Here is a 13,618-nt window from a genome sequence, read left to right on the forward strand (position 1 = left end):
ATAGATAAAAAAGAGCTATGTTTTCTATTAATTCATAAAAAACATAGCCCTGACAAAGAATAAATATATATATTAATTTTTTACAGAGATTCGTATACCAGTTTCACTTCCTACCCATTAGCCGAAAGTTTCCTTATTTCTATAGAATTCTGCCTGAAGACCATACATTTTTGCATATTCCCTGCCATCGTTTAATAAAACCTCGTGACTGCCGTCCTCTATTATTTCTCCATTCTTAAAGACCAAAATACGGTTACTTAACCGGCAGCTGCTCATCCGGTGGGAAATATAAATCCCAGTCTTTCCTTTCATGATTTCCTTGAAATTAAGAAAGACTTCATATTCAGCCATAGGTGAAAGATTAGCCGTTGGTTCATCTAAAATCATAATCGGACTATCTTTGTATATAGCATGACAGATTGCCAGTTTTTGCTGTTCACCACCGGAAAGCTCCACTCCTCCTTCTTCAAATTTGCGGGTAATATAGGTATTATCACCATCTGGCAGGGATCGTGCCTTTTCTGACAAGCCTGCCTTTTTTAAGGCAATCTGCAACCGCTCCTTTGATATATTCTTAACGTCAGTGAGTGCGATATTTTCATTCATTCTAAATGCAAGTATCTTATAGTCCTGAAATACAACTCCCAGCTTTTTCACATATTCACTGAACTCATACTCTTTAATATTCTTACCATTTAACCTTATTTCCCCTTTGGTGGGCTCATACAGACGCATCAGTAGTTTTATAAAGGTGGTTTTGCCTGCACCGTTGTCCCCAACGATAGATATAATTTCGTTCCACTCTATCTTTAAGTTAATGTTTTTTAAGGTATAGACATCACTGCCAGGGTACTTAAACCAGAGAGCAACCGCCTCGATCACATAACTGCCATCTGGTTCCAAAAGAACTTTCGCCTCTTCTTTTTCTGCATAATCACCGGTTTCCTCTAATTTCATAAATAATCGGAATTCCTCCACATACATGCCGGCTTCCTGGATGATTAAAAAATTACCGAATATATCTTTCAGTGACAGGGAGAAGGTATTAATTGCACTGATATACATAGAAAAATCACCAATAGTAATAAAACCTCTCATCAGCAGCCAGCCAACATACAGGTAAGAAGCTCCATCCTGCAAGACCCCTGCGGTCACACCTGCACATTGTGTGATTGTTTGATAATTCATGTTTTCTCTTGTGCTTTTGTAGACTCTGTTTAATAACACGGAGGCTTTGGTTGTAATCCATTCCTGAATCTGGTAACCACGTATCTCCTTTGCATATTCATTTTCTTGCAGTTCATTCATTAAGTAATTGATTTTACGCACATGAGGCGCACAGGATTTATAAAAGGCCAACTGCTTTTTAACAGCAGAACTATTCAATACGGTATTAAAGACCACCACAAAAATTATAATTAAAAAAACAAGCAGGTTTAGGGAAAACAGGATCGAAGAAATTCCTAAAAGAGTCAAAAATGCTGTTATCATGCCATTGATTGCACCAATCAGACGCTGTATATCCGCCTGCCATACATTTACAATTCCAGCTGCTTTTTGGTATCTGTCTAACGCTTCCGGTGACTCAAGTCTCCAGAAAGGCAATTTTGTTACCTTTTCTTGTAGTTCTAATTGTATCCTGCTTTTAATTTGTACAATTCTTTTGTTATTGAAGGCATCAATCTGGTTACCCAATACTCTTAACACAATAAGAACCACAGCCATGCCTGCGGTCAGGAGCAATGCGACAGACATTCGTTTTTGACCTGTGATTTCATCTATAATAAATTTGGGGAATAGGATAACCGCAAAGGATAACAGCGATTTACTAAGGCTGGTAACCGGAATGAGTAAAATATATTTCTTATCAATAGACCATATAAACCCAAGCAAATAAAAAATACGGCTAAAAACATCCTCTATACTCTTTTGCTTTTCCTTCATACTGATTTCCTTCTTTCAGTCATTATAATATCCAGCCTGCAGTTGAAACATATCATAATAAGTCCCCTTCTGTTCCATCAGGCTGTCATGGCTGCCGCACTCTGTGATTGTTCCGTTCTTAAGAAGTATTACCCGATCGCAAAACAATGAGCTTGAGAGCCTGTGGGACACAAAAACCGCCGTTTTCTTCTCTGTCATCTGATAATATTGCTTGTAGATATCATATTCTGCAAGGGGGGAAAGATTGGCAGTAGGTTCATCTAATATAAGCACCGGTGTATCCAGATAGAGCGCTCTTGCTAACGATAGTTTCTGCTGTTCGCCCCCTGATAACTCCACTCCCTGTTCCTCAAATTTTTTACTCATATAGGTATCGACCTTGTCCGAAAGCTCCTCCACTTTCTCTTTCAGACCGCTTTGTGACAGGGCCTTCTCAATTTTTTCTTCCTCAATTTTTTCTCCCAGAGTAATATTTTCACATATGGTAAATGCAAAAATTTTATAATCCTGAAAAACAGCTCCAAAAAATTTTTGATAACTTCCAAACTCATATTCACGGCTGTCTTTGCCATTTAGTAAAATACTGCCCTCCGTTGGAGTATAGAGTCCGGTCATTAATTTAATCAGTGTCGTTTTTCCTGCCCCATTGTCCCCCACTAAAGAGATTTTTTCACCAGGATAAATCATGAGATTAATATCTTTTAAAACCCATTTGTCGGTTCTGGGGTATCGGAAAGATACATGCCTGAATTCGATTGTCAGTTTGTCAGCAGAGACTGATTTCATATTATTTTCATGGCTTGATTCATGGCTTGGTATATAGCTTGAATCATGATTGCGTTCATGGCTTGGTTTATGGTTTGTGTTTGATTTATGGCTTTTATTATTGCTTGTTTTATAGCTTGATTTATTGCTTGTATTATTGCTTGATTCATTACTTGTATTATTGCTTGATTCATTGCTTGGTTCATACACCGGATGAGTTGATAGAAAGTTCCGAAAATCCTCCATAAACAAATTATATTTATCTAATTGTATGATATTATCAAGTATGGAACTTAAAGAGGCGGAAAACCGGTTCACCGCTGCAAGATACATGGTAAAACTACCTATGGTCAGGTTATCATATATTACTTTATAAATCAGATATATGTAAATTCCAAATTCCTGAAGACAGGAAAAAACAGACCCCAGAATTGTTACCTTCCTATTGTTGTTAATTATGGATTTTTGCTTCTCGTAAAAATCCTCCCTGTTTTGTCTGGCTTTATCCCCTAACCATCCAGACAAAGCTTCCAGTCGTATCATTTTTCCGTATTGGAAATCCGTAGCTACTCTGTCTAAATAATCCCACTTTCTTCTAATTTGTGCAGTATCTTTATCAATATCATGATTTTTCTTCTGAACTGTAATTTGGTAAGCCATATTCCCTGCAAATAATATAAATAAGATAACAATGATTCTTCCATCGAGGATGGTAATAACAGCCAAAATACCCGCTAACTGTAACAGACCGGATAGCAGGTTTGCGAATGAGAAGGCAAAGGTATTAAAGTAGGAGCTATTCCAGATAATCTGGCAGGCCCTGTCCCGCATATCCAGGTAGGCAGGATTTTCGATATCTTCATAAGCTGTGGTCATATTGATTTTATTGCATAACAACCGGAGCTGGATCATAAGAAATTCCCCTTCCAGCTCACCTTTTGATTTTGATACCGTAAGACCGTTTCTGGTTAAGAGTAATGAAACGACTACCACAGCCACTAACACGATTACACGAAAGAAAGCTTCGCCTCCTAAAATCTTATCAAGAATTAGCTTTGGAAAGATTATTATAACAAAAGGTTCTATCGTGGAAAGCAGAAATTGTAAGAACAAATAAAATAAATATTTCTTATCATACTGCCAGGCAAGCTGATACAGGTATAAGACATTTTTTAACTTATGAGATACTCCCCATTTTTGCTTCTCGGACTTTTTTAGCTTCATGGACTTTTTTAGCTTCACAGACTTATTTAGCTTCACGGGCTTTTTTAGCTTCACAGGCTTTTTCTCCTCTTAGTTCTCTTCTGCAAAAAAATCAATACATTTATGATACAAGTCTTCCATATCTGTTTCAGAGTTTAATAGATAAACCGGTAAACCTGTCATTTCTTTTAGTTCCTCTTGCTTTAACAGCAATCTGTCCTCTGATATGCTGTTACTGGTATTGCCAAATACCGACCAGCGCAGATTACGTTCAACAGGATATAATACCAGAGCGATTACTTTCGTTTCAATGAAGCTTTCCAGGAAACGGATGGTCCGTTTCATATATTCTATTTCATCAAAGATATTAACACACAATATACAAAGATCCGGTTCGCTGCCAAGGAGCAGTTCCTGATTATAAAGAGTATATAACCCTATATTGCCGGTGGTGGGGGATATGGTTTGTGATTGACCTCCTACCATAATGATATCAGGATTACGATCCTCTATCTGACCCATCAAATAATTTATGGTACTAATCCCCTCCAGACCACTAATCTTAACTGTGGAGGCATACCCTACCGGATAACAGGCATCAAACCCAAATAATGGTGCAGTAGGTTCTGTTCCCAGCTGACCCAACTGGTAACCATCACGGAGCAGGTGTCGTCGCAAAGCCAGCTGCAGTGTGTATTTCCCCTGCCTTGAGCTGGTACCAAATATACCAATTACCGGTTTACCAATATGACGCAATTTACCGCAATGGCTTTTCGGAATGTTTTTCTCTGTTACAGCCGGGTAATAGACACTAAGCCCAGCTTCAAGAAATTTAGCGCATTCCCTTTCGTAAGAACTCAAATCATCAAAGCAATATAGGTTTTTGCCATATTCAAGACATTTTTCAATAATTTCTGATATAAAATCTCTGTCCAGGGTCTGTCCAAGCATTTTGGAATGTCCTAATATGAAACAATCAAATTCTTCACTTGCCCAGTCTAGCTTATCCATATCCTGAATCACTAAATCACAGCGGATGGATTGGTCTGTTAACTCCTCAATCCGTTTTCCAGTATTACCAAGGTATCTGACATCATAAATCTTATGGATCTGAAAGCTTAGCATATCACTATAACGCAAGAGACTGTGTATCTCCTTATTATAAGGGAATATAACTGCACGTTTGATTGGAAAATTCTTTTTTATGTCCTGGATTTCTTCAAATTGATATTGCTTTTTTGCCCTCTGCTTTAATTGGCTGCATATATCTTCTAGAGTTGTTACTTCCTTTTCGATCAAACCGTAAACCTGACCAGTTATGTAAGGAGCCACAAAACTGGAACCCCCTGCTAAGATATATTGGTCCATAAGCCAGGGAACCCGTATTTCCGTTCCAATTCCCCGTATATTAACCGGACTGTTTTCCAGATATTCATAATCACTAAAGCGTTTACAATCAGGACTCCAGTCAACACCAATCACTTCTTTAAACGCTGCCGGATATGAGATTGTGCCGCCATTATCAAACGCAGAAATTAAGATAATTCCTTTTTCTTTTATCTTCATACATAAAGAATGAAAGTACTCTATATCATCACAATAGGTTACACCATTACTTAAATGGATCACCTTACACTCCAAATGTTCATATACAAACTCCAGGGCCTGAATTAAATATTCATAGGTGGTGGAAAAACTGTCATCAAATATTTTAATGGGAAAGATATGTGCCTTAGGGGCATATCTTCGCAAAAGATAATAAATTGCTGTTCCGTGTCCCACTTTATCATCGATATCCTTTGGATTCTCCGGATCCAGCAGATTAAGTCCGGTTATTTCTTCGTTTTTTAATGCAGGATGTCCTCTGTTGACCCCGCTATCAATTAAAACAATGTCAATCATCATTCCTACCTCTTTACTAAATTCGCCAGTGATTGGTTATATGTGATTCAATAACTATAATTTATATATCTGTTAAAACAGTAACAGCCTTATTACATGTATCAGACTGCAAATTATCATATTTCAGATACAATATTAGCAAAATACACAGTTTCCGGTTTCACCGTAAAGAACAACTTTGAATTGATCAACCCTTTTTTTACTTAATTTCTTCATACTTCCACCTCCTTTTGCTGTTCCTGACCACCGGCGAATTTATGGATGTGCCGTAATTCTATATCCTATCCTGTTATACAGCACTACCCTGTATTAAAAGAGACGAAATAACCTCTTCTAACCGAAGCAATGTTAAAGCTTTGTCATAAACCATATACTCCTGAGGATAAATAATACCAAATGTATTTTCGATATCTACGATTAAAGTTACAAAGGTCAGCGAATCCATTTCCAGTGGCTGGTCCAGGCTGCCTTCATCAAAAAAAATACCATTATTATTCAATACTTCATATAAAACTTCTCTATTATACACAAGCATAATTTTCCTCCCCCGTTTTCTTATATTCTTCAAAAATGGGCGTTTTGGCCAGATACCTCATATAATGAATTAATTCATCTTTTTCATTGATACATACTTTGTGATTTCTTATTTTTCGTTCATGAGGACAGGTCTGGGCCATACACAAGGGAAAATAAACACATTCCTCACATTCTTCATCCACGGTGTTGCGTACAAGCCAGACTGCTTCTTTCTCCTCATCAATTACCGCCACTCCCTGATCATTGATATAACCTATGTTATTAAGCTCCCTGGAATCGTCCTGATATAAAGCAATGGTACATTTATGAAGCTTTGCCTCGTGATCTATAAAATAAGAGTATTTTCTCGGTGCCTCACACAGTCCGTTCCCTACTCCAAAAAACATATAGGACAGGCTGCCTATGCCACGTTTTGTTGCCAGATTAATAAAATCAACAAAATCATTGGATTCAAATATCCTTTCTTCTGTCATGGAATGGACCTGCTCGCCGCCGTAATCCTTCACATATTGCCAATGAATCTGAAAATGATCGTTCTCTGCAAAAAAAGCCAGTTCATCAAGGTAATCGTTTATATTATTCAAAATGTTTTTCGTTATATTAACACGAAGGGCAATCCGGTAATACCTTTTTTCATTTTCGGCTATATTTTTCAAATTCTGTAAAATCCGATCAAAGGAATCTGAATTCGTTTTATGGGGTCTCTGCTGGTTATGAGTCTCCCTGTTTCCATCAATGGTAATCTGATAATGTACTACATTGTATTGCAGTAATTTCTGAAAAGTCTCTAAATCCAACAGATAACCGTTGCTGGTAACTTTACCGATTAATGGTACATGATATTTATTACAGATTTCCTTTGCCTTTTCCAGAAAGCGGCACATTCTATCTTTTAGCAGCAAGGGTTCCCCGCCAAACCAGCCTATTTGCACCTTTTTATAATTCTTTACATTCCTTTCTAAAAACTTGAGAATCTTTTCTTCGCTTTCTTTAGTGATAAACTGGTTATGCCGCTTTTCCTGATAACAGTAAACACAGTCGAAGTTACAGGCATCCGTAGGGATAATCGTAATATCCAGCATATCTTTTGAAAAAGCGAGGTCATTAAATCTTAAATTAGCAATTTCATATTCATTTCTTGTTTTGGGTACCAGCATTCCAGCTTCTAAAAGCTGTGGATATTCCCTGGCTTCTTCTTCGGCAATCTCCTCTTTGTTAAGAAGCTGTCTGATTTCTTCACCCTGTTTTTTACTCCCCTTTAAAAACCTGGTCTTAAGTAAGTTTGCTATTAAAAAGTCACCATTAAAGTCATCACTTAATAGATTATAACGAGAAGCTTTGTAAACTGTGTTCATTTATACCCTTCCTCCTAAATAATATTATAAATCCAGACCTAAACTTAAGTCTGGTAAAGCTCTTTAATGGGACAGGAATCCGGTTCCTGATAAAAATCCCTGACCGTATTTTCAAACATTGCTTTGCAAAAATAACAGGGAGACGGTTTTAAACAGGAATTGCACTTATTCTTTACCTCACTGCTTTTCCTCAATTCCTTAAGTGCCTCTGACTGATTCCAATATTCCATGATAGAATCAAAATGTTCCGTAGTGTATAGGTGGGTACAGGGTCTAAAGTCCCCCCTAATATCAACATTACACATGAAAATTCCGGCTCCACACCTGTTCAGATGGTGATTTACTCCGTTTTTACGCAATCCGTTCAGTAAATTATAACAATATTGAATTCGTATGTATCTTGGGTCTATCGCCTCTTGCTGTTCTAGATAATTAAGTAAAAACACATAATCCTTTGTGTCCAGAGGGGAATTTATCAGACTAAGACCTGATACCTTATTGGCTGCGATGCTTATCCACTTTACTCCGTTTTCTTTTGCAACGTCCACTAATCTTGGAAAATCATATAAATTATCCTGCCGGCACACCCAATTTATTCCGGTGGGTATTCCTGCCTTTACAAGCTTTTTGATAGCATTCATGGAGATATCATAACCGTCTCGTGATAAACTATGGATTTCTTTCGTAGAACCATTAAGTGATATGGATAGTTTTAAGTCGATGTTTGTTGCTGATAAGAAATGTAAAATAGAATCGGTCAAACCTTGTCCGCTGGAAATGCAATGTACTTGAAAAGGGTATATCTCCAATTCAGTAAGTAATGCAAGAATATCATGATGTTCAAAAGGCTCACCGCCGTTAAGCATAAGGGTTCCAACCTTCAGATTTTCTGCCTCTGCTAATAGTTTCCGAAAGAGGGTTAACTCCATATCCCCTTCATTCACTTTATCTTTGTAGCACTGAGGACAGGAAAGAGAACACCGGTTGGTTATCTCAATCTGCAAAATATGGGGCTGTGGAAAATACCCCTTCTTTTTGAATAAAAGCGCTTCTTGTTTCTCAATCATACTATGAATTCCTTTTCTAAGAAATCAACTGGTTCCTTCTTTGCTCCCTCTGCCAGCCTCAAAAAATCTTCATAAAAGGTAGTCTCTTTTTGATGGATTTTTACTAATAGTTCAGATAAGTTCGTACAAATAGTTTCTTCTGCGATTTCCTTCCTTCTCATGTAAAGGTAATAGGTTCTGAATTGTGACCATAACCTGTATACTTCATTCTGGTTTTCTAACAGCGATTCATATTTGCCGCTATGTCGAAATCTCTGATCTAAGACCAGCTTGTTTCTATAACATAATGATGCTTTTCGATATTTTACTGATAAAAGATTCTCTTCAAAATTAGGGTAGGTACAGATTTCTCTTAGTCTTGTCTTATATTCCAGGATACTATTTAAGGATTTTATATAATTCTCTTTATTCTTTGTTATATTTGAAAGAAATTTTTCTGTTATGACCGAGTCAGAATGTTTTTTATTCTCTCCGTCTATATAAAAACGTGTATAATAGTAAGAGTACTCATCATAACCGCAGTAATTGCATAACCCCTTTATATAATCGTCTGCTTCTTCGTAGGTTATGGTATATTCTTGATATCCTTTATTTATATTGTCTATGATATACAAACATTGCTTTTCGTCATTATAGCCATAAACCAATATAGCATGTTCACCATGTTTCGTCTGATAATAATAAACCTTATCTCGTTGGTAATATAAATCAATTGATAATAGTATTAGATTACCTTGTCTTACGTACTCCTTCACATAGTCGATTACATCTGAGGCTTTTATTTTATCCCAGGCGCAGCCAATACCCATAGATTTAAGCAGTTCAGACAATTCATCAAAGGTATCCACTTTTAACCGAAAGCCGGGATATCCACTATCGTTATTCTCAAAAAAATCATAGATTAAATCTGCATTCAGGATGATTTCGTTCTCATTTTTGCCAAATGTCTTTGCTATATTTAACAATGACATAAAATAGCAGTTGCAATAGATATCATCATTATTATAACTTTTTTTCATATCATCAAATATAGCTATATCATTGATGTATTCTCCCATTTGCGGTTATATGACTTAAAACTTCAAGTCATGACTTAACAATTCAGTCATGGCTTAAATATCCAGCCAAATTCCTCCTTTTTAACTTAATGACCGTTCAGCAAATCTTCTATCTTTTTTATTATATATGTCACCATTTTCTCGATTGACTGTTTGGATTGTTTCGTTTATTAAAACTATATTGTAAAAATAATTTACCATATTTTTCCTTATATGACTTATCATTTTTTGCTTACTTTGCATCAAAAATTGCGCAAATAAAAAGCCAATCGGGATTATTCCAACTGGCTTTTTACTTACAATACGCAGGTGTTAACCCTGGCAGATTGTTCGCGCATATTTTCTTTCTGAATCTTCTACTACCCTGACACTTCCAGCTTTTATCATCTGTTCTATTCTGGAAGCATACCACCAATCACCGATACCTATCGGATAAAACCCTAAGATATCGCCAATAATCCTAGCTTCCTTGACAGGCTTTACCGAAAGGCGTTTTCTAATCAAAAAATCATAAAAATCTTCCGGTACGCTTACTAGTTTTCCATTAATTTCAGCTCTTAGAGGACTATTATCTTTCACTAATTCTACCCATTTATCACCATACAATCTTATATCGGACACCGACAATTTTTTCTCATATATAAGAAATTGACTGAATTCTTCTTCTGATACTTCACCCCAATTACTATATTCTGTTATTGTGTCTTTCGCAGTCTGTACGTATTCAGGCAGCTTAACAACAAAGGTATCATTTGAATAATTTCTTAATAAATTACATACATAGTAAAGTCCGCATAAAGAATATGGACTCCTGCTATACCAGATTCGTAGGGGTTCACCCTTCTTTATAAACCCTTCCAGTCTATTTAATTCATTAATATATTTTTTCCCAGTCATTCTTAGCTCTTCCATTACCTCTGGGTTACTATCCCACCCATTTTGACTATGCATCGATATGATCAAATCCTGCCGGTATTGACTAACAATAGGTATATCAATATCGCCGATATCCAGCATAAAATCAAGGCAAATTACTTCGCTGGAATTACCTGTAATCCACTCCATCTTTTTTCCGTCTAAATGTAAATTCTCTACACCAAAAGCCGAATTATTCTTTCCACCAATAATTTTGGTATTACTACTCTTAGCAACCTTCATTGAGGCTGCTTCACTGTCCCCAAATAAAATTTCTATCATTTATGCATCTCCTCATATTTCTATACTATTGTAGTTTGAAACCTCATTCTGCTGACAGTATATCAGTAAACGGCTGCTTTATCAACCAAACCATGCTAGTGTTCCTCATTTATTAATCCTTCCGTTTGATATCGAAAACTTGGTTCAGCTTCTGTACAGACTCATGTGTGATGGTGTGATAAAAAAGTTTATAGGAAACGGGATCCATTGATTATGGGAAGCTCAATCTTTATAACAAAGTAAGTTTCCTCAATATAAGCCGCAATTGTTCCATTCATAACTTTAATTAATTCATAAGCGATGGAAAGTCCTAAGCCCGTCGACTGATGGTCTCCCAAAGTATCTGCTTTATAAAAGCGGTTGAAAACTTTGTCTGCGTCAATAGAATCACTGTTATGGCATTTATTTTTCACAATAATCTCTACCTGATCAGCAATAAACATTTCTATGACAATTTGTTCTTTTCCATGATCCAGCGCATTTTTAATAATATTTTGAATAGCCCTCTTCATTGCAGCGCTATTCGCCCATACCATACAGTTATCCTCCGGAATTGACACCACAGGTTCAAGCCGCCTGCTTTTAAAATCCTCATAAAAGGAAAAAACTGCTTCATATAAGATTTTATTCATATTGCATTCTTCGAAAACGAATTGATAGGTATCGTTTTGCAGCTTCGTATATGTAAATAATTGTTCGAGAATGTCATTCAGGCTGTTTATACGGGAATTAATTATTTTATGATACCGTTCCTGTTCACTCTCCCCTTCTGCTTCCAGCAATAACTCAAAATATCCCTTTAAAGAGGTAATCGGAGTCCTGATATCATGGGACAGGTTCATTATGGTTTCTTTTATTTGCTTATCCTTTTTCTTATATTCAAGCTCTGACTGGTGCTGCTTTTTTAAGATATCATTAAGACAATCGGAAAGTTCTGTAATTTCTTTATAGTTTATATCCTGAGAAATCCTCTTATTGGTTACATTATTTTGAATAAACTTAAGCTGGCGGCAGAAGGATTTAATCTGCCGCCTATATAGAATTAAATTTCCAAGGCTAATTACCGTAATCATTACTGATATAATAATAATCCACATATTTTCTCCATAAAATCCAACTATGTTTGTTCTCTCTTATTCATTGTATAAAAGCAAGAAAGCTATAAAATACTGAACATATTATTATCTTATACGATTTATGATAATTTGGGAAGAATAATTTGGAACCCTATTCCTTCTTAAGTTCTTTTATTATTGCTGCCGGATCAATAATATAAGGTGCTTCATACTCCTCTCCTTCATAGCTGCCATGACTGGTTCTTGCCGTTAAAGCTGCCAGCTTCCAGAATTCCTCGTAGGTAATCTCCGGCTTTACCTGACATGCCAGAGCATAAACTCCGGCAACATAGGGTGCTGCCCAGCTAAGTCCTCCCTCCCGGTATACCACATAATCCTCTGTACCAGTCGGCGAGGCGGTACAGCGGTAATTCATCGGGACACTGATATTATAGTCCCTTTTCATCTTTTTCATCATATCCGGTTGTACTGGATTTGGAATTTTAGTATAGGAATTAAAATCATCCGGATCAGATAAGGGGTATTTATCAAGACCAAAGAAGGCCATATTCTCACGCTTGAATATGGATGTAGTTATTATTAAAACCCCCTCCTCCTTTGCCCTTTGATAAGCTTCGTTCAAGGGCTTTGAACCAATGCCTTTCTTATAATCTACTCCCCAGGATATTGATATCACTCGTATTCTTCTTTTTACCGGAAGTGTTTCATTTAAATCCAGCAGTTTATTGATGGCTTCTGCTAGAAGTCCGTAATCATCCAGTACTAATTCAAAGTCCTCCGCGATATAATAAAGCTCGGCCTCCGGGGCTACTCCCACACTATTTCCAACTGCTATGGAGGCTACAGCCGCTCCATGCATGGAAGCATCCTGATCCTTCACTGTAATGCGCTCGGAATAATATTTTAACCGGTCACGGTATTCTATATGGTCCACTAGTAATGGCTGGTCAATAATTGCAATTCCTACTCCCTTCCCGGTGATACCCTGTTCATGAAGACTTCGGATATGTAAGCCCGGGTTCTTATATAATTCCATTATTTTATCCGGGTCAAAGTTTTCAGGTAACTTATCCGGCCATACTGTTTTACTGTCAAAGCTTGCCTTAAGCAGTTTACTGTATTCCTTGGTCAGATCACAGGCGGTCAGATCTGTACTTCGTATATCATAAGTATCATGAAATAAATCCGGAAGTTCCTCACGTTTCCCAAACCCATATAGGGAAGAAAAATCGGCGGCGGCAGGATGCCTTTCTATTGTCAGCTGCTTTGTCTGCACCGGCTGGTCATTTACCGGCTGACTGTTTATTGTCTGACTGTCTACAGACTGCTTCGTATTCTCCCTTCCTTTCTCGGAACAGGCATTGACAGTTACGATACATAACAGAACCGATAATACAATTACTACTTTTCTAATCCTACTCATAATATTTCTCCTGTCTGTTTCATTTTTAATCTCAAACGAATAAAAATTACTGCACTTTTCTCTTCAACTAGCAGCGTCAATAAAAAGTCTC

At 36.9% G+C, this 13,618-nt stretch carries 10 protein-coding genes; all 10 read right to left on the reverse strand.

Annotation, left to right across the window (positions count from 1 at the left end):
* Positions 1–117: 117 nt before the first annotated feature.
* Entirely contained in the window at positions 118–1,944 is a 1,827-nt protein-coding gene (locus QA584_RS19525) for an ABC transporter ATP-binding protein (RefSeq protein WP_278270781.1), read from the reverse strand.
* Positions 1,945–1,959: 15 nt separating this feature from the next.
* Positions 1,960–3,987 carry an ABC transporter ATP-binding protein gene (locus tag QA584_RS19530; RefSeq protein ID WP_278270782.1) on the reverse strand — a complete coding sequence of 676 codons (2,028 nt, stop codon included), beginning with the start codon at positions 3,985–3,987 and terminating at the stop codon, positions 1,960–1,962.
* Positions 3,988–4,002: 15 nt separating this feature from the next.
* The gene (locus QA584_RS19535) at positions 4,003–5,817 is read right to left on the reverse strand and encodes a DUF1611 domain-containing protein (RefSeq protein WP_278270783.1); all 1,815 of its coding nucleotides are present in this window, start codon (positions 5,815–5,817) and stop codon (positions 4,003–4,005) included.
* Between the two features lie 286 nt (positions 5,818–6,103).
* The gene (locus QA584_RS19540) at positions 6,104–6,349 is read right to left on the reverse strand and encodes a hypothetical protein (protein ID WP_278270784.1); all 246 of its coding nucleotides are present in this window, start codon (positions 6,347–6,349) and stop codon (positions 6,104–6,106) included.
* On the reverse strand, positions 6,336–7,706 hold the full coding sequence (locus QA584_RS19545) for a radical SAM protein (protein ID WP_278270785.1): 1,371 nt from the start codon (positions 7,704–7,706) through the stop codon (positions 6,336–6,338). The genes QA584_RS19540 and QA584_RS19545 overlap by 14 nt, the downstream gene beginning before the upstream one ends.
* A gap of 44 nt (positions 7,707–7,750) precedes the next feature.
* Entirely contained in the window at positions 7,751–8,773 is a 1,023-nt protein-coding gene (locus QA584_RS19550) for a radical SAM protein (RefSeq protein WP_278270786.1), read from the reverse strand.
* On the reverse strand, positions 8,770–9,792 hold the full coding sequence (locus QA584_RS19555) for a BtrH N-terminal domain-containing protein (protein ID WP_278270787.1): 1,023 nt from the start codon (positions 9,790–9,792) through the stop codon (positions 8,770–8,772). The genes QA584_RS19550 and QA584_RS19555 overlap by 4 nt, the downstream gene beginning before the upstream one ends.
* Before the next feature lie 351 nt (positions 9,793–10,143).
* On the reverse strand, positions 10,144–11,028 hold the full coding sequence (locus tag QA584_RS19560; RefSeq protein WP_278270788.1) for a DUF3658 domain-containing protein: 885 nt from the start codon (positions 11,026–11,028) through the stop codon (positions 10,144–10,146).
* A gap of 188 nt (positions 11,029–11,216) precedes the next feature.
* Entirely contained in the window at positions 11,217–12,125 is a 909-nt protein-coding gene (locus QA584_RS19565) for a sensor histidine kinase (RefSeq protein ID WP_278270789.1), read from the reverse strand.
* Positions 12,126–12,255: 130 nt separating this feature from the next.
* Complete coding sequence (locus tag QA584_RS19570) at positions 12,256–13,527, reverse strand: S8 family serine peptidase (RefSeq protein WP_278270790.1); 1,272 nt, start codon at positions 13,525–13,527, stop codon at positions 12,256–12,258.
* Positions 13,528–13,618 lie beyond the last annotated feature (91 nt).

It is taken from the genome of Anaerocolumna sp. AGMB13025, assembly GCF_029689925.1.
Lineage (GTDB): Bacteria > Bacillota > Clostridia > Lachnospirales > Lachnospiraceae > Anaerocolumna.